This is a genomic window from Desmonostoc muscorum LEGE 12446, assembly GCF_015207005.2.
In the GTDB taxonomy this organism is placed as follows: domain Bacteria; phylum Cyanobacteriota; class Cyanobacteriia; order Cyanobacteriales; family Nostocaceae; genus Nostoc; species Nostoc muscorum.
This window is the reverse complement of sequence record NZ_JADEXS020000001.1, coordinates 5,810,354-5,828,148: the sequence shown is the minus strand read 5'-3', so window position 1 is coordinate 5,828,148 and position 17,795 is coordinate 5,810,354. Positions and strand designations below refer to the sequence as shown.

At 41.3% G+C, this 17,795-nt stretch carries 15 protein-coding genes; 8 read left to right on the top strand and 7 right to left on the bottom strand.

Going from position 1 to position 17,795, the window contains the following annotated elements; genetic code table 11:
• Nucleotides 1-162 precede the first annotated feature (162 nt).
• From IQ276_RS24760 to IQ276_RS24745, 4 genes are all read right to left on the bottom strand, one after another.
• Nucleotides 163-1,689: a serine/threonine protein kinase gene (locus IQ276_RS24760; RefSeq protein ID WP_193916744.1), complete on the bottom strand. Its 1,527-nt coding sequence runs from the start codon at nt 1,687-1,689 to the stop codon at nt 163-165.
• 101 nt (nt 1,690-1,790) lie between these two features.
• Entirely contained in the window at nt 1,791-3,410 is a 1,620-nt protein-coding gene (locus tag IQ276_RS24755) for a serine/threonine protein kinase (protein WP_228043041.1), read from the bottom strand.
• A gap of 333 nt (nt 3,411-3,743) precedes the next feature.
• Nucleotides 3,744-4,928, bottom strand: coding sequence for an esterase-like activity of phytase family protein (locus tag IQ276_RS24750; protein WP_193916742.1), 1,185 nt, complete (start codon nt 4,926-4,928; stop codon nt 3,744-3,746).
• A gap of 195 nt (nt 4,929-5,123) precedes the next feature.
• Nucleotides 5,124-6,584 (bottom strand): TM0106 family RecB-like putative nuclease, encoded by a 1,461-nt coding sequence (locus IQ276_RS24745; protein WP_193916740.1) that lies wholly within the window; start codon nt 6,582-6,584, stop codon nt 5,124-5,126.
• A gap of 252 nt (nt 6,585-6,836) precedes the next feature.
• On the opposite strand from IQ276_RS24745, the gene IQ276_RS24740 reads away from it, so the two are divergent.
• The 8 genes from IQ276_RS24740 to IQ276_RS24705 all read left to right on the top strand — a co-directional run bounded on the left by IQ276_RS24740 (nt 6,837) and on the right by IQ276_RS24705 (nt 14,195).
• Nucleotides 6,837-7,295, top strand: coding sequence for an HIT family protein (locus tag IQ276_RS24740; protein WP_193916738.1), 459 nt, complete (start codon nt 6,837-6,839; stop codon nt 7,293-7,295).
• A 97-nt stretch (nt 7,296-7,392) separates the two neighbouring features.
• A complete protein-coding gene (locus tag IQ276_RS24735; protein ID WP_193916736.1) occupies nt 7,393-8,586 on the top strand; it encodes an aminotransferase class V-fold PLP-dependent enzyme in 1,194 nt (397 codons plus the stop codon).
• A gap of 241 nt (nt 8,587-8,827) precedes the next feature.
• Nucleotides 8,828-9,910 (top strand): glycosyltransferase family protein, encoded by a 1,083-nt coding sequence (locus IQ276_RS24730; RefSeq protein ID WP_193916734.1) that lies wholly within the window; start codon nt 8,828-8,830, stop codon nt 9,908-9,910.
• Between the two features lie 210 nt (nt 9,911-10,120).
• A complete protein-coding gene (locus IQ276_RS24725) occupies nt 10,121-10,534 on the top strand; it encodes a secondary thiamine-phosphate synthase enzyme YjbQ (RefSeq protein WP_073641084.1) in 414 nt (137 codons plus the stop codon).
• Nucleotides 10,535-11,041: 507 nt separating this feature from the next.
• Entirely contained in the window at nt 11,042-11,791 is a 750-nt protein-coding gene (locus tag IQ276_RS24720) for a hypothetical protein (protein ID WP_193916732.1), read from the top strand.
• Nucleotides 11,792-11,966: 175 nt separating this feature from the next.
• Entirely contained in the window at nt 11,967-12,755 is a 789-nt protein-coding gene (locus tag IQ276_RS24715) for a Nif3-like dinuclear metal center hexameric protein (protein WP_193916730.1), read from the top strand.
• Nucleotides 12,756-13,046: 291 nt separating this feature from the next.
• Nucleotides 13,047-13,253: a hypothetical protein gene (locus IQ276_RS24710; protein WP_073641083.1), complete on the top strand. Its 207-nt coding sequence runs from the start codon at nt 13,047-13,049 to the stop codon at nt 13,251-13,253.
• Nucleotides 13,254-13,883: 630 nt separating this feature from the next.
• On the top strand, nt 13,884-14,195 hold the full coding sequence (locus tag IQ276_RS24705) for a DUF6679 family protein (protein ID WP_073641082.1): 312 nt from the start codon (nt 13,884-13,886) through the stop codon (nt 14,193-14,195).
• A gap of 46 nt (nt 14,196-14,241) precedes the next feature.
• On the opposite strand, the gene IQ276_RS24700 is transcribed toward IQ276_RS24705, so the two are convergent.
• The 3 genes from IQ276_RS24700 to IQ276_RS24695 all read right to left on the bottom strand — a co-directional run bounded on the left by IQ276_RS24700 (nt 14,242) and on the right by IQ276_RS24695 (nt 17,710).
• Nucleotides 14,242-15,912 (bottom strand): MBL fold metallo-hydrolase, encoded by a 1,671-nt coding sequence (locus IQ276_RS24700; RefSeq protein WP_235115936.1) that lies wholly within the window; start codon nt 15,910-15,912, stop codon nt 14,242-14,244.
• Nucleotides 15,913-16,216: 304 nt separating this feature from the next.
• Entirely contained in the window at nt 16,217-16,339 is a 123-nt protein-coding gene (locus tag IQ276_RS41395; RefSeq protein WP_035139556.1) for a DUF8629 family protein, read from the bottom strand.
• A 252-nt stretch (nt 16,340-16,591) separates the two neighbouring features.
• Nucleotides 16,592-17,710 (bottom strand): hypothetical protein, encoded by a 1,119-nt coding sequence (locus IQ276_RS24695; protein WP_193919554.1) that lies wholly within the window; start codon nt 17,708-17,710, stop codon nt 16,592-16,594.
• Nucleotides 17,711-17,795: the final 85 nt, after the last annotated feature.

The window sequence follows — 17,795 nt, the reverse complement described above, 5'->3', positions numbered from 1 at the left end:
ACTTTGCTATTGTCGCTATTTTTTTTCTATTTGTCAAGTGTTTTTGGGTTGGAAGTTAAAAATTATTTTTCTGCGGTCATTAATCATTTGTCATTGGTCATTATTTATTCTCCGTATCCCCGCGTCCCCGCGTCTCCATCTCCCCACTCCCCACTCCCCATTCTAAATAGAGCCTGATAATACAACCTGGGACTTTGATTGTAGATGCTGCAATATCCGGGATTGCATTTGTTTATACTGCTGCTTTAATAGCTGTTTACTCAAGTGGGGTTGAGAGGTGGGTGGTAGATTCTGACTCTGTTCCACCCAAGTTTTTAACATTTGCCGCTGAGTTGGGTCGATGCGACTGCTTAGAACATGAGCGCAGGAATGTGGTGGTTCCAGGGTAAACAAAATCAACGGGTAGCGTTCATTTTCAGCCAGGAAACTCACCATCTGACGATTTTGGGGATTTTGCATATCTAGGTAGCACGGTAGCCACTTAGGGTCTAGTTCTCGATGATAGAGTACCGTCACCCACAACAGCATTGGGTGGGGGGATGTCATGAAAATAAATTGATTGTATCGGGTAGCAAGAGCATAGTTTTTGATTTCTTGTTTAGGCAACATTAACCATAGTGCTGCTACAGATTTTTGTCCAGTGTCTACAAACTGGGGAAAAACAATTTCTTGAATTGGTTTATTCTCAGGCCAGGAAAGTAGCCGACAGGTTTGATCTAATGTAATTGTTAACCCAGAATCTAAAGGACGGCTGAGGATAGATCTAGAGGCTAGAGTTGTAGGTAAAGTGGGACAATTAGATTGTTCTAAGCTATTGATAACTTGCAAAATTTGAGTGATGTTTTGTGGGCGATCGCTTGCTTTTTTAGCAAGGCAAGCCATGATTAAATTATTGAGTTTTTGAGGTAATTTTAGACTGGGTTTTACATCTGCGATCGCCTTTGGTGCTTCAAAGTGATGTGCTTTATACCAAGCGCCAAAAAAATCAGTTTCTGGTTGCCAAGGTTTTTTGCCTGTGAGCATCTCAAACATCATCACACCCAGACTATAAATATCAGAGCGGCCGTCTAATTTTTCCCCATCCAGCTGTTCTGGAGAACAATAGGGCAAAGTGCCGTTAAACCCTGTACTCGTACTGGCTGTTGATGCATAATTTAAAAATCTAGCAATACCAAAGTCTAAAATTTTTACTAACTGACCCAATATCGGATCGGGAATAACTAATATATTTGCAGGTTTGATATCTCTGTGAACTAACGGACAAATTTTGCCGTCAATGTTAATGCCTTGATGGGCACACTGTAAGCCCAAGCAAATTTGTCGGGAGATAGTCCAAAACATGGGCAGGGATAGCGGAATTAAATCTTTTAAACTCTTACCACATAGATATTCCATAACGTAGTATGGTTTTCCTTTTTCACTGACGCCATAATCATACGCCCGCACAATATGTACACTTTTTTGACTCAAAGCTGCACTCATTAAAGCTTCACGAGCGAAGTCTTGTTGCATTTTGCTATCGACAACAGTCCGAGTCAAAAACTTGATCGCAACTGGTGTTCCCCCTAACAAAATATCATTTGCTAAAAAAACTTCCCCCATACCACCGCTGCCAATTAATTGCTTGAGTTGATAACGATTGGCAAGCAAGCCCGTATTAATTGGAGATGCAAATGGGCTTTGATTCACTTTGATAACCTCTGCTCCTTAGTCTATTTACAGTTCGTAATATACAGGTATAAATTTTATCAGATAATGTTAGGAAAATTTTTGATTTTGATAGTAAAATTTTAACTAACTGATAAAAATTTAAAAATCATTTCCCAAAATTTAGTTAGTCTGTTTTTTAAACTTTCTTTTTCAATTTTTTGTGTTGCAACTAACTTTCGTAAAATGTCTAATTTCAGCTTTTCATATTCTATTTTTAAAATATTTTTTGCTTCCTGAGGTAAGATTGATTCGTTTAATTTTTGATTCATATTTAACCAATCTATAAGTTGCTGACGTTGGCTAGCAGTAAGACTTAAAGTTGTGACATGGGAGCAACGATTGGGATCTTCTAGGGGAAAAAATAGTAGATGATAGTAACCTACTTCGGCTAAACTACGCGCTATATTCTGCCCTTTCTGATCTTTCAAATCCAAAAAATAAGGTAGCCATTTCGTTAGAGAAGGTTCTGCATCGTACAGCACTGTTACCCACAACAACATTGGGTATACACTCATTTTAGTGATAAATTCTGTGCTATGTACTTTATCTAAAAATTTTAGAATTTCTTGTTTGGGTAACATTGCCCAAAAAGTTGGTATAGGTCTTTGAGGAGTATGTAATAAATGAGGAAATCCAATTGGTGCAACTGGTTTATTTTTAGGCCAATTTTTCTGCAAACACTCTTTCTCTGATAATAAGGTTGCAGGAACTAACTGCATAGGTATTGAAATTTCAATACTATCAGTACTACTAGGAATAGCGTCCTCAAGCTGACTCTTTACCTTTGCTAATTCGTCTAATACTTGGCTGATATTTTGAGGGCGATCGCTTACTTCTTTAGCTAAACAACTCATTAATATTTTTTGTAATCCTTGGGGTATTTTTACTTGGGGATTTACTTCCTCAAGTGTAGGCGGTATTTGAAAACGATGTGCTTGATACCAATTACCAAAGGAGTTACTTTTTGTTTGAAATGGATGTTTACCTGTCAGCATTTCAAACATTAATACTCCCAAACTGTAGATATCAGAGCGTACATCCAACAGTTTGCGTCCTTCCATATGTTCTGGAGAACAATAAGGCAAACTACCTATAAAAGAATCTGTCAGGGTCATCCCACTCCGCTCTGTTAAAAACTTGGCGATGCCAAAATCTAGTATTTTGACAATTTCTCCTTGTTTAGCATCTTGACTCAGAAATATATTTTCTGGTTTGATATCTCTGTGAACAATGGGATAAATTTCTCCTTTGAGATTAATACCTTGGTGGGCACATTGTAAACCTAAACAAATTTGCGTAGAAATCTCTAAAAACTTCGATATTGTTAAAGGCTGAATTTTGAGAATTTGTTTGAGATTTTTACCTTGGAGATATTCCATTACATAAAAGGGAATTTTATCCTCAGTCACACCGTAACTTAAAATCCGAACAATATGTTTACTTTTGCGACCTAATTGAGCGCCAATAAAAATCTCTCTGGCAAAGCGTTGAGACATGTGTTGGTTGGCTAGACTGAGTGATAAAATTTTGATGGCGATCGCCATTCCACCTTTCGCAGTATCTTCTGCTAGGTAAACTCTACCCATCCCTCCTTTGCCAATCAAATCTCTGATTAAGTAGCGATTATTTAAAAATTGTCCAATGTAATTGTCTAATTCTACTTTTTGCCCTACCATATTCTCAATTTTTTTTTGTGCCATAAAAATCAATTATGAAAAATATTGTTGGCAAAATACTTGAATAAGTTTAGTCAATTGTTAATTTTTATTCCTAAAAACTTTAGAGTTTTTAGAGTAATTGAGCAATATAAGTTGAAAAACTACTATAAGAAAGATTTATTTTCTTAATCATCGATTGTCTCTCTGCAAAAGCTCTTACACATTGTGTAACATATTTATTAAGGAATACGGTTGAGAAATTACACTGAAAGTACAAATAGGCTAGATAAATTTACCTGGTAGTTTCCGTGAATACACAGTAACAACCAGAAAAAGTAAATAGCAGTAAAAATAATTGTCTTAAATTATGTACTGTTAACGATTGAGATTCGGCAGTAAACGGCGTAATAATCTCATTAGTGGTGTTTCGATTTTGATTTTAAAAGCTAGTATCTGGGTACGTTGCAGGGAGTTAAAATTGTTGTCGCTAATGAGAATTAATGAGCGCTGTCCATCAGGTAGCTTAGGACCAAGAGTTAAGCCTTCAATGTTGTCTAGGACTACATCTAAAGTTCTCAAATCTAACAACAGTTTTTTCTTAACTGGTTTAATATTCTTTGATTCAACTGCTAAAAGGCTATCAATATTGTGAATATCATCGGCTCCTTCTAAAGAAACCTGAAATAGAGAAACCGCAAATCCTAAACCTGTAAAAGACCGTTCTAAACTTAGAAAGTTTCCTTGATTATCGAGAGCAAATAAATCAGGTAATCCACTAGCGAACTTACCCGTGATATTCAAAAACTGTGCTATTGGTTCAGTTTGGTAAAGAAATTCCTGTTCTGGCTGGTTGCTCGGCAAGTTATATTGCAAAATCCGACAAGGACTGCCAATTTTAGGTTGAGCTGCTGAACCATCTTGAATTAAAGCATTTTCTGTGGCTGTGAATAGATACTTTTCATCAGGTGTGATGGTTAGGCTTTCAAAAGCCAAATTGTTGCGGATACCTTGCTGACCATTTTTATCTGGCAAAAATTTGTTTGGTATGGAGAGTTTTGAAATTTCTTTACCAGAAGATAGTGAGAATTCTTTAATAAAAGGATTGATGAATTTGCCAACATCGCCTTCAGAAGAAATAAATACACTGCCTTTATTAGTTAAAGCAATGCCTTCTGTATCAGTTTCACTAGGAGGAAATTTTTCCCCAGTTTCATTTAATAAGGTGGTGACATTAGCAACAACAACTCCACCTTTTTGTAAAGAACCTTTGCTTAAATCGATTTTCAAAGTGTAGAAACGGGTATTACCTTTTTGACCACGGTCATCAGAAATAGCGTAATAAAGGTTATTTTTTGGATCATAAGTAATTCCAGATAAACCTCCAACTTCAGTTTTCTGAAATATTAATTTTTTCGGTAAAGTAACTTCTCCGATAAATTTTATACTACTGATTTCAACAGCGTTTGATGGTAAGTTAGTAAAGAAGAGACTGATAATTAGAATCGGGATGAAAAAATAAATAATTCGTGGAAATACGAAGATTTTTTTAATTAACCGCATGGAAAACTACAAGAGTGACTGGGGACTAGGGACTGGGGACTGGGTAATCAGCTCCAAAATTATGTCCGGGACTATTACCCACAGACAAATTTTGTCACAATTTCCTAGTATCGAGTACTTTGTCAGGATTAATAGCCGAAAAGAGTGATTTTCAGGTAGGGGCAATTCATGAATTGCCCCTACAGCGTGTACTAATTAAGCAAGTCGCAAACCATATTGATCCTCGAAAAACTTAACCAGCCAGTCTTTGACTAGATGGGTGGCGCGACAGTCATCTTCATTGTAGCGTTGGATACTTTCTAGCAAGGTGCGATCGCCTGTTTCTAGCCATTGGTCATACCAGTATATACATTTAGCGCCACTGGCTTCTTTGTCACGCCATTCAAATCCTAACCAACGAGCGATCGCTTTGAGGGCATAACTTTCTACAGGCAATGCTACGCTTTGGGTTAATTGTTCATATATATCGACAAATCGATTCAGTACAGGACGCACGGAGGAGTTGGGAGTATTATAAAGCTTTGCTAGGCGTTTGACTGTATCAAATTCATACACACAAAAATGATAAATTGGGGCTTGGGGATATTGCCAAACCAAATTCAAAAATTGCTGCCAAACTAATTCTTCGTCTTCTGGTTTATCTGCTAAAAAAGAATAAAATTGTTCTGTGTTGGTAAGTCTATCTACTACCAAAACTCCCAACAAATAATTTAAATCCAAGTCTGGTTGCGCCTCAATATCAAAGTAAAGCTCTATGGGCGCTGTGAATGTAATATTTTCTTTTGGTAGCGGATACGGTAGAATTAAAGGCCGTTTTTGGAGTACAGATTGAGCTTGCACTACTAGCTTCGCGGCTATTTCGCGATCGAAACCAACTAGGTTTTCGAGAATGTTGGGACTAGTGTTGGCGAGAGATTCCAGTGAAGTTATGTCTAAGGCTTGAAGTTGAGTGTAGCGAATGGGTGTTACGCCTGGTAAAAGTGAGAGATGTTGCTGAGTTTGAGCGATCGCATAACATTGACTATGCCAATGGCAAAGATTACACTTTTGCCGAGAAATAAACACCTCTGGCGGATTTGACAACTCTAAAACTCCAAGAAATTCCTCCAGAATTTGCTGCATCTGTGGTGTCCATTTGAACAAATCCACTGCATAACTTGTATCTTTAGTTCGCAAGATCAGCAAAGCTGTTTCGGGTATAACTCCTTGGATTGTTGCTAATACTTGGGCATGAAATGCGGCGACGACTTGATATTCTTGTTTGGGACGCTTACCGAGTTCAATATTAGCCGGGACATACATCCAATCACCGAAATGGGATTGTCCTGGCTGTTTAACGAGTAAATCTGGACGACTCACTAAGGTGTATTTTTCCGAATAACTTGCTAACAACGCTCCTTTATAGATGTACTCAACCCCACGCTGCATCAATTCTAAAGTTGCCTTCTCTCCCCTTTCCCAGTTTCCGTATGAATAATCTGGCTGGTGATAAGTCAGCTGAGCCAAATTACTCAGCTGATGAGTGATTTTGTCCTGTTGTAGTTTCCCCAACAACTCATTGGGAGCATCGCGCTGACTTTTGTCACCGTGAATATCTAAAAAAGGTCGGCGTTTACAGCGTTGGTATTGCAGTAGGAGTTCAGCATTAATTAGCATTTCTTTAAGTTAACAAGAATTAGCCCTCTGTGGGGGGTGACTCAGACAATTAAAGTTTTGAAGTGGCGATACCTTCTCTGCGAGACGCTACGCGAACGGTGGGCTACGCCAACGCCTCTACACCTCATTTGCGGTTTATTCTATACTGTCAACAGCTAGCTCGTGAGTAAACACATAGGTGTTCACATTTCTCCTCAGTTACAGATGAGGGAGAATCATACAAGCACGTTTTATCCATCATTACAAGGGTACATGACAGAACAACATGAACCGTGCCTCATCTGTGAGCGTGTCAGAGTTTGGAGAAGTGGTCAAAATCCCTACTTCATCCATGAATTTGAGCATTCAATCTTTGTGATTGGCGATCATCAGTTTCATCGCGGATACTCCCTCATTCTTCTGAAAACACATATTAGAGAGTTGCATGAACTTCCCCCACCTATCCAGTCTGCCTTATTTCAAGAGGTGATGTTGGCAGGACAAGCGATCGTTAACGCTTTTAGTCCCTGGAAAATGAATTATGCATGTTATGGAAATAGTGAGCCACATATTCATTGGCATCTCTTCCCACGCTACGAGTCCGATGGCGATCGCCAAGGTGTCCCGTGGCTTCACGCATCAGAGTTCAAACACCATCTAATTACTCCTCAAACAGCCCAGAATCTAGGGCAAAAAGTCAGAGAGCATTTATCGTTACTGATTACCAGATAAGATTTAGCAGCGAGTACTTAAATTAATCTCATCCCTATTTTTAGCGTTGTCCTAGCACAAAGTACAAATACCTCTTAATATCAATACCTTGTAAATTATGACGAGTATTTCTGTCGCACAAACCAAGTTACATACCCATCGAGAGCAATTTCCGGCTTTAGCAAATAAGACTTATTTTAATTATGGGGGGCAAGGGCCGATGCCCCAAAAAGCGATGGATGCTATCAGCCAAACTCAAACTCATATTCAGCACATAGGCCCTTTTGGTAATGAGGCGTATGGCTGGATTAGGCCACAAGTGCAAGCTGCTAGAGTTGCGATCGCTTCCGAGTTCCAAATACCAACTGATACAATAACTCTGACTCAGAATGTCACTGTTGGCTGTAATATCGCTATGTGGGGTATAGAATGGCGTCCTGGCGACCATATACTACTCTCAGATTGCGAACACCCAGGCGTGATTGCCACAGCCCAAGAAATCAGCAGGCGATTCTCTGTAGAAGTTTCTACCTGTCCCCTAAAGGCGACTTTAAATGAGGGCGATCCCGTAAAAGTCATTACCCAGCACTTGCGCCTCAATACTCGCCTAGTAATATTGAGTCACGTTTTCTGGAATACGGGGCAAGTTTTACCTCTCGATAAAATTGCTGAAGTATGCAGAAAAAATCATTCTGCACTCTTAATAGACGCTGCCCAATCTGCTGGTTTGTTGCCTTTAAACTTGACTGAATTGGGGGTAGATTTTTATGCTTTTACTGGTCATAAATGGTTATGTGGTCCTGCTGGTGCCGGTGGTTTGTATGTGCGCCCAGAAGCACGAGAAAGCCTCAAACCTACATTTATTGGCTTGAATGGCATTGTTGTCGATAGCCAATCTCAGCCTGTGGATTGGCTTCCAGATGGGCGACGATATGAAGTGTCTACAGTAGCTTATCCTTTGTATGTGGGGTTACGGGAGGCGATCGCTATCCATCAGCAATGGGGAACCCCACAGCAACGTTACGAACAAATTTGCCACAACAGCGAGTACCTCTGGCGACAATTGATAGCGTTACCCGATATTAAATGTCTGCAAACTTCCACACCTGAAAGCGGTATAGTCTCTTTTCAACTGACAAATAATCAGCCCCAAGCTCATCTGAAATTAGTGCAATTTTTAGAGTCACAAAAAATATTAACTCGCACAATTGCTGACCCTAGCTGTATCCGCGCCACCGTCCATTACTTTACTTTAGAATCGGAAATTGACCAATTAATTGAGGTAATTCAAACTTTTTGCCGAAGTAATTAAGAGGTAAAAGTTAGGAGTTAGGAGTTAGGAGTTACAGCATATTTCATCTAAATAAAGTACAAGAGGGCGGGCAGGATGCCCACCCCACAAGATTTATCATCTTAAAATGTGTACTTCATTTACTTCAGGACTTACGCAAAAGATAACGAAAGTAGCGGTAAGAATTACGAACTCCTAACTCCTAACTCCTAACTCCTAACTCCTAACTCCTAACTCCTAACTCCTAACTTCTAACTTTAAAATGGAACGCCCAATTTTATATTTAGCCATAACTAATCACGGCTTTGGTCATGCTACCCGCATGGCTTCTGTCGCTGCGACAATTCAAAAGTTATGTCCAGAAGTGCTGCTAATTATGGTGACCACTGCGCCACGCTGGTTGTTAGAGTGCTATATAGAAGGCGATTTTATCTATCGCCCCCGTGCATTTGATTTGGGTGTGGTGCAACCTGATAGTCTGACAATGGATAAACAAGCGACTTTAGAAAAGTTGCTCGATATTAAAAAGCATCAAAATTCGTTAATTGCCTCAGAAGTCAATTTTATCCGTCAAAATCGCGTTAATCTCATCCTGGCAGATGTTCCTTTTCTTGCTTCTGGGTTTGCTAATGCTGCAAATATTCCCTGCTGGATGATGAGTAACTTTGGCTGGGATTTGATCTATCGAGATTGGGGAGGTGAATTTATAGCAGTTGCAGACTGGATTAGTGATTGGTATTCAAAGTGCGATCGCCTGTTTCGTCTCCCTTTCCACGAAAGGATGCAGGCTTTTAACAATATCACAGATATTGGCTTAACAGGCGGTTCTCCCCGCTATTCTCTTGATGATTTACGTTCTATTTGGGGGATAACTGCACCAGTAGAAAAAACTATTTTATTGACTTTTGGTGGTTTGGGTTTACAGCAAATTCCCTATGATAACGTGCGAGAATTTTCAGATTGGCAATTTATCATCTTCGATCAATCTGCCCCTGATTTACCAAATTTAATAAAAATTAATGATCGGAAATATCGCCCTGTAGATTTTATGCCCATTTGTCAGCGAGTGGTTTCCAAACCTGGTTACAGTACTTTTGCTGAAGCCACAAAATTGCAAGTACCGATTGTTACTATTCCCCGTGAAGATTTTGCTGAAGCAAGTTTTCTTTTAGAAGGTGTAATTAATTACAACCAACATCAAATCGTCACCCCTGCTGAGTTTTTTGAAGGAACTTGGAATTTTCTGTATGAGTTACCCCAAGCACCAAAGCAATCCCAACCAATTGCTAAGGATGGTAATGAAGCGATCGCTCAGGCTGTGATTAATTATTTCCAATCAAGTTAAAATTGATTAAGAAGAATTCAGGAGTCAGAATTCAGAATTCAGAATAAATTCTGTACGACTGGGTAATAGCGACGCGCAAAGCGAGTCTTTTCCCTTGGCGCTAGCCTCTCCCTTTGGGAGAAGGGGAGACGCTTTAGCGCAACGAGCGTCGCGTCTGAATATTGGTTTAAAACTAATTAGCTTTTACTGTCATCAATATTACTGTTTTACATGAGTCACTACCAAAAGTTATTAAGAATTACCACCACTGGCAAATCTTTTTACAATATCACTAATAAAATTGAAGCGATCGTTGCAGAGTCGGGAGTAGAAACTGGCCTTTGTACTTTATTTTTACGCCACACTTCAGCTAGTTTAGTCATCCAAGAAAATGCCGATCCTGATGTTCTTGTGGATCTAGCTAATTTTATGTCAAAACTCGTACCAGAATCAGCTAAATACATCCACGATGCTGAAGGCGCGGATGATATGCCAGCACACATTCGTACAGCCCTCACCCACACTTCTGAACATATCCCCATTAATCGTGGTCATTTGGTATTGGGAACTTGGCAAGGAATTTATATTTGGGAACACCGCCAGCGCAGTCATTCAAGGGAATTAGTCGTCCACATTTCTGCATAGCAATTTCTCAAATTTAATTTATTGAACAGAATTCAGAACTCAGGAGTCAGAATTCAGTATGATTTCTGTACGACTGGGTAATGAATATTGGTTTAAAACCGTGCCCGCAAGTGGCGCGAAACTAGTATTAAATTTTTTTCACTCATTTAAAGTTCTATCCCTTCCCTACGGGATGCTGCGCGTAGCTTGCTTCCCTATAAGGGTGCATGGGTAGAGTATTCTGAATTCTGAATTCTGAATTTTGACTCCTTTTTATCTCAGGTGTAGCTTTATAGAGTTTAAATACTCTGTTGTTACTGCCTACACTTTGGCTAGAATATTGAAAACTTCCCTCTAATGCCTTTTTGGCGAAAAATTTTCATGAAAAATAAACCATATACACACTGAAAAAATTGTATGTATCAGTTTGTAAATGTAAAATTAAGTTTATTTATATTTTTTTAATAATTTAGGCATTTCAATATAAACTAATACTTAGTGTCAGATGGCTGGGCTATTTCAATTACTATGAAGCAAGAACTAACACCAACTCATACGTTTCAACTTATTGATAAAATACTTGCCCAGCACTCTGTTAATCTTTTGTCACTTAATCCTCAAAAAAAAATAATTACTAGTTTTGCGGAATTGGGAAATTTGATTGCCGAAGAAAGTACCGACATCCAAATTATCGCAACTGTTCAGGAAACTTTGGAATGTATAGTTGATAGTCAGTTGCAAAATTTCCCAGAAAACATCTTCTGGGATTTTGATTTTCTGGTAAGTAGTATGCTGAGACAGGCTTTAGTCGCAGATGAAGGTGCGGTTGCTTTTTTAAAGGCTTTTGGTAAAAAGATGGTTTCCCTGACAGAGATGTTCGGAATTAACACAGAAATTCGCTTCCGTTATGTTCACGACTTTGTGTATGGGTTTGAGTGGGCAAGATGGGTACAAAAAGACCCAGAAAATCGTGCAAACATAGAGCCTTTTAGCTTAGTTTTTTTTGATTATTTACTCACTAAAGGTAAGGAATTGATACAACGTATTAGCCACGGTCAAATCACTTGTTATAAACTGTGTGACACAGGCTACCGCAATCCATTCTCCTTTTCTCGTGAACCAGAAGATGAATACCGTCTGCTAAGTTATCTTGCCCACGAAGAACTGATTCCAGTGGCAGTTTGGAACTGGAATGCTAGCCCTGTATGGAATAAACCTTTCCAAGAAATGCGTCAGCAAATAGCATTAAAATTAGATATTCAACCACAGAAACATTGAAGAAGAATTCAGAATTCAGAATTCAGTTTACTGATTGTAGACTACCAAATTTTCCATTTGCTGGCCGAGTGAAATCCGTTGATTCATTCACCAACAGCTACAAATTAAATTGGACAATTATGGCTCCTGACTTCTAAATTCTTTCTTGTTAAAAATTAGAAATGAAAAGTTAATTATGAAAATCGCTGATTTAATTACTTGGTTTGAAGCATGGGCGAATCCCGCTTGGTGTGAAAGCTGGGATAATTGTGGCTGGCAGATTGAACCAGGAGTGTTGCAGGAAAGAGTACGAGTATTGGTGTGTTTGACACCAACTCTAGCAGTGATGCACGAAGCGATCGCTCTTAATGCTAATCTAATTTTTGCCCATCATCCTCTCATTTTTACACCTCCCAAGTCCTTACGCACTGGTGAGGCGATCGCTGAAATGGTACGCTTAGCTTTTAGCCACAATATTGGTATTTACAGCGCCCATACGAATTTCGACCAAGTACAGGATGGTACTGCTGATGTGTTGGCTCAAATTTTAGAACTGAAACAAGTTACTCCCATAGTACCCACACAACTAGGATTAGGATATGGTCGTGTTGGTTTGCTAGAGCCATCGATGACACTACAGGAATTACTCACAGCCATTCAAACCCGACTTGCTCCCCCAAATTTAATTTTTTCCCCAACAGCTAATTTACAGCAAACAATTACACAAGTTGCTGTTTTGGGTGGTTCGGGAGCTAGTTTTATTTCAGCAGTTAGTAAAACTGGCGCTCAAGCGTATCTAACTTCTGACTGCAAATTTCATCAGTTTCAAGAAAGCCGCGATCGCAATCTCATTTTAATCGACGCAGGACACTATGCTACCGAACGTCCTGCTTGCGATCGCTTGGTGCAAAAATTCCAGTCCTTGAACCTAGACTGGGTGCAACTGAGCCAAAAAGATGAGGATTTCCGCCAGTTTTTTGCTTGATTGCCCATACCTCACTATTTATTTGGATGCTTGCCTAAAAGTTTTACTATATTTTAATATTCTTAAATGACCTGATTTATCAATATAAATACTAAAAAGTATTGTATTCATATATCTGCGTATATTAATAGATAAATCCACCAAAAACTTATATTCTCAATCATACTTGTGATATAAATCACTAAAAGCGTGTAACGATAATCACATGTTATTAATGTTTCATATCAACTAGTGGGAGAAGGAAATATTCCACACTGGACATAATAAATTGCTCACTCTGCCCTAATCATGATGATTCGCACAATTGTTGAATCTGCTTTCCAAACTGGATATCTTAGTGTTGAATCTGAAGGTTTACTCCATCAAATGCTGGCTACTAAATGCTATCAGTCACAGGATTTGTTAGCCCTCACAGCCCTGTACGATGCAGTTCGCACAGGTCAAATTAAACGAGAAGCATCCTCATCGAATATGCTAATGGAATTACCCCTACAGTAAAAATATTGTTGATACTGATACAAGAGGCTTAGGGAGATGAGGAAGACGCAAAGAGGGGGAAACGCAGGGACACGGAGAATTCTTTCTTTGCGTCTTTGTGTCCCCCTGTCTCGCCCCATCTTCAAGCAAAAACCTGAAAAACTCAAAACTCTTTGTGTGTTGTTTTTGAAAATCATCAAGGTCAGCAAGAGAATGAGTTAAGATCAAATACACAGGGGTAAAAGTAAAGCCAAGTCCCCGGACTTCCTAATAATGCCAATGACTACAAGTAGGCAAATTAAACAACCGCAATCAACGCTTGTTTTTCAGTATTATTTATTACATAATGGTAGAAAGGACTCACCAGCAAATATTAACCTTGTGAGGAGAAATCCCGACTTGTTCGACTTCTATGAAGCAAACATTCCCTAAAATCAGCTCGAAAGAGATTGAGTTCATTGGTAAAGCAACCATTGGTTGGTGACCCAAAATCTCGATAGATGCTCACAACTACAAGCAAATCTTGAGATTGGGTTATGAGGCGTACTCGTCCTAGACCGTGAAATTAACCTCCTAAGGGTGTAATGTAATGGGGTAGAACCCAGATTTTGACAGGTTTAACTACGTTGTTTAAAAAGGCAGAAGCAGTACATGCTACACCGCAAGATTTATCAACTGTGTTGCGACGGGCGGGAGGTATGTGTTTTCTTGCGGGACCAGCAACGCTGGATTGAACGCGCCCGCATCATAGACATAGAGGGAGATTTAGTAACTCTACGCTATGAAACAGAAGAAGAGGATGAAGTTTGTTCTTGGGAAGAAATGGTTCGCCTCGAGAGCATTGGTGCTGTAACGCAAAAATTGGCTTCAGTGCCACGTGGAAATGTGGAACCTCTCCTGACAGAGGATTGTCCCGAAGCCGAACGCATCCGCAATCATTACACTGACTCAAATCCGGAATAATCAGTGCTGAGTAGCGAGTCCTGAGTCATCAATCCTAACTCAGGACTTAGGACTCAGAACTAGATAACCGCTCAAAAGCAGGACAGTAACCTTCCAAGGTTACTTTAAAGTTATACAATGGGGAAGCTGGATTCCAACACCGCTGCCCCCTTTGATGTCGGCAAGTACCGCAACAGTCTACGTCTGTCCATGTATAGCGATCGCTATTTTGATTGAGCAGTTCTCGCTGAGACAATCCCCTTAATACTAGTTCCTCCCCTTGCCAACGAGCCTCGATTAAACCAGTATCCGCAAACTGTTGCCAACGAGGATCGGCTGTGATTGCATCGGGTAAGGTGATTGTGACTACTGTTCCTAACTCCGTCAGTTCACCTTCATAATTCGTCTCCGGGGCTGCCGGTTGCAAAAATGTATCGCCAATAGGCAATTCCACCAAAGTCTCAGCCGCCGGAGAATGTACGTGATAGCGGTTTTGTAACTCTTCTAAGCTTGTGAGATCGGCTAAGTAGGCAGGAGAACCGTGGACAAAAATCACGTGCTGGGGTCGCAAATTATGAATGAGTTGCGTAGTACCAGGACCATCACTATGCTGAGCTAAGAGATAGCTTTCCACAGTGGTGGGTGCTAAATATTTTTTGTTAAGTTTTATATCAATTTTTTCCGGCACGAGGATCAGCCAAGGGCCGGTATCGGGTTGGCAGTGTTCGCCCAAATCAGCTGTGGAGTCAGTCAGGACAATACAGGGTGACTTGCCCACAGTGGCACGTTCTTCTGCTTTTAAACGACGCACGCGGGGACGCACCCGTTCATCCCAAAACAAAGGTTGATGGCGGGCAAAGTTCTGTACCGATGGGGGGAGGTGGGGTAGCAGTTCTAGGTAAGCGTCGCAGCCTGTGGCAACGGCACCATCTACCCAGATATCTAAATCTCGTCCAGTGAAGTGGTGATGAGAGCGCAAAAGCATCAACAGTTCTTGACCCAGCCCTAAAGCAGGTGTGGGAAGGATTACAGAACAATGGTCAGCGATCGCCCGATTAATTCGCTCTGCTAATTGATTTTCTTGGTTGCGGCGGTGGGGATGGCGGGATGTACCATAGGTGCCTTCAATAATCAGTACATCTAAGTTTAAGCCCCGTAGTTCCTCTAAACGCAGACCTTCTACTAGGCGGGAGTTGGATAAGAAAAAGTCCCCTGTATACAGCAGCTTATAACTACGCTGTTGGGTGGTGTAGGTGAGGAGGATTGCCACTGCCCCTGGTAGATGCCCTGCGGGGAATAATTCTGCCACCAGACCTTCTTGGAATTCCACTGGCGATCGCAGCGGCAAAGCATGACAAAATTCGGAGATTTTCTGGGGATCTTGGTCTTGCCAATTCAGTGGCAGTAACTTACTGGTGACTTCGCTGCCATAAATAGGTAAATTGGGAAAAGCTTTGTGCAGTGCCAGTAAGCCTCTGGCATGATCTGGGTGGGCGTGACTAATTAAAACCAAATCTGCTGGTAGAGGGGAACTATTTTCACGTACCGACTTGCTAAGCCCCCTCCCCAGTGATGAGATATCCTCCAAACCACAGTCCAACAGGATGCGGTGTGGCCCCATCTTTACTAATAAACACACGCCCTCGTCGTCATGCTGGACACTATAGGGCAAACATTCTAATTCACTACCCGCTTCCCCAGCATCTACGCGAGAGGATGCCGACAGATTATCCCTCATGCTCTCCTCCCCTCAAACCTCATCGTCATGGACATATCCCAAAAGCCAAAAATTGCACAAATTTTGGTTTTGTGACTTAGGGGTAAGTTTTATCATGCGCCCCTACACCCTGAGAATACGGATTTTTGATTGGGGAGGAGGCCTCTACCGAACCCGCACTAGTTCGGAAAAGTTGGATAACGAGAGAGCTATCAAACTAGGAGCTAAAGGAGTCTTGCCTCTTGCCTGTTTTCCCTGTGAAAGTTATGAGCGCTCTTAGCCAACCTACCCTAAGGAAAGTTGCCTCAGCGTCTACAAATTTCTCTCAATGTGCCGAACCATTGCCGTGATAGTTATCTGAATCATAGAATCCATTTTTCGTGCCAAAAAATAAACACGAAACCGTAAATATAACCGTTAAGCCGGCTAGAATCAGCTTTACATCCATTTGTTTGCTGTCCCCTATTCAAGACTTTCCTATATTAATTTAGTGTTTCCACAATGAAATGGAATCACTAGAAAATCTTTACTATGGTTATGTGGATTGGGCAATAGGTAAAATTACCACAATCAGTTCAGATTGTAAAACTTTTCGGTTCCCCTGTCTATCCATACTAGAAAATGATCCCGCGTCCAGATTAAGACTTACTATAAAGACCCTAAAAGGTAGAAGAGAAGGTTTTAAAGCCTTATCGTCATGTCACTGCTTGCGGTGTACGTAGCTAACTCCATCGAGCCAGATGACACTCTTGGGATCTTTCGGATCGGTGATTAGGATACGACGCTCGCTTGAGCCATCTTCGTAGGTTATATACAGAGTCAGTCCTTCAATGCGATAGCGACCGCGCTGATTTGGTGCTGTGTTGCTAGTGGCGATGGATGTGTCGCCAGACTCCGCGCGTCCACCAGCACCGTTGCCGCGCACAACTTGGCCATCAGCCGAGAAGCGATAGTCCTGCCAAGCGGCGATCGACTGGTTGCCTCCGATCGCAACCGTCCCCGTACCAGAGAGTGAGCGGAAGAGTCCGTTTAGCCTGAAGTCATTGGGTAATTTTGGATATGTCGTTTGGAAAGGTAACGCCTTCCAGCCGTCCTTTTGTGCAAGTTGCAGTTTGCCACCCTGACGACGCCAACGCGTCCATTCGTCCGGGTTAGCGCGTTTGTGGGCTGCGAGTCCGCCTCCGAAGGAAAGCCCTTCGACATTGGTGAGTGCATCGCCGTTGCGAAAGAGTACAACAGGATAGATATCGAGGGCTATGAAGCCACCAATACCGACCTTCGGACGCGAATTGAAGCCGAAGCTATCGATTTGAGCCACAATTTTGGCGTCTGATTGGGAAGATGCAATCCCAGGGGTGACGGCAGGCGATCGCTCGGTCTTGTTGGGAGTTTTGGGCGGTTTGCTCGGCGACGCCAGGAGTTGTGGCGACACCGTTGCAAACTGCGCGGCGGGTAGTTTTGACACCAACAATGCCGCAGTGCAGGCATCCAGATTGGCGTACTGACCTGCGATCTTTTGAGTGATATTGGCTACAGCCTCGTCGAGTTGCTGCTTTTGGGTGGGGTAGCGATCGAGGTCGCGTAGGCGCATACGGATCTGGGCGACACCGTTCGCGGTTTGCCACGCCTCGATCTTGGCAGCATCATTAGCAGCGAAGCCACTACCCTGCTTGCATTTTGTGGCATAGTAGTCGAATGTCCTCACCGTCAGCGCCGCCTCCATGAATGCCTTACTCGTGATGTCGGTGTCTTGCGCGTAAGCGCCCTGCGCCGCAACCATTGAGACTAGCACAGTCATGGCAATAACATTTACTTGCATACAATACACACTCCCAGATGGTGACGCTAACGGTTGAATTCAGCAGCAGTAGATATTATGTTTTTCGATCATAGCGATGAAAGCG

Coding starts and splice junctions, on each gene's coding strand:
- IQ276_RS24755 (WP_228043041.1), bottom strand. CDS start 3,410: ATGGCACAAAAAAAAATTGAGAATATGGTAGGGCAAAAAGTAGAATTA.
- IQ276_RS24750 (WP_193916742.1), bottom strand. CDS start 4,928: ATGCGGTTAATTAAAAAAATCTTCGTATTTCCACGAATTATTTATTTT.
- IQ276_RS24745 (WP_193916740.1), bottom strand. CDS start 6,584: ATGCTAATTAATGCTGAACTCCTACTGCAATACCAACGCTGTAAACGC.
- IQ276_RS24740 (WP_193916738.1), top strand. CDS start 6,837: ATGACAGAACAACATGAACCGTGCCTCATCTGTGAGCGTGTCAGAGTT.
- IQ276_RS24735 (WP_193916736.1), top strand. CDS start 7,393: ATGACGAGTATTTCTGTCGCACAAACCAAGTTACATACCCATCGAGAG.
- IQ276_RS24730 (WP_193916734.1), top strand. CDS start 8,828: ATGGAACGCCCAATTTTATATTTAGCCATAACTAATCACGGCTTTGGT.
- IQ276_RS24725 (WP_073641084.1), top strand. CDS start 10,121: ATGAGTCACTACCAAAAGTTATTAAGAATTACCACCACTGGCAAATCT.
- IQ276_RS24720 (WP_193916732.1), top strand. CDS start 11,042: ATGAAGCAAGAACTAACACCAACTCATACGTTTCAACTTATTGATAAA.
- IQ276_RS24715 (WP_193916730.1), top strand. CDS start 11,967: ATGAAAATCGCTGATTTAATTACTTGGTTTGAAGCATGGGCGAATCCC.
- IQ276_RS24710 (WP_073641083.1), top strand. CDS start 13,047: ATGATTCGCACAATTGTTGAATCTGCTTTCCAAACTGGATATCTTAGT.
- IQ276_RS24705 (WP_073641082.1), top strand. CDS start 13,884: ATGCTACACCGCAAGATTTATCAACTGTGTTGCGACGGGCGGGAGGTA.
- IQ276_RS24700 (WP_235115936.1), bottom strand. CDS start 15,912: ATGAGGGATAATCTGTCGGCATCCTCTCGCGTAGATGCTGGGGAAGCG.
- IQ276_RS41395 (WP_035139556.1), bottom strand. CDS start 16,339: ATGGATGTAAAGCTGATTCTAGCCGGCTTAACGGTTATATTTACGGTT.
- IQ276_RS24695 (WP_193919554.1), bottom strand. CDS start 17,710: ATGCAAGTAAATGTTATTGCCATGACTGTGCTAGTCTCAATGGTTGCG.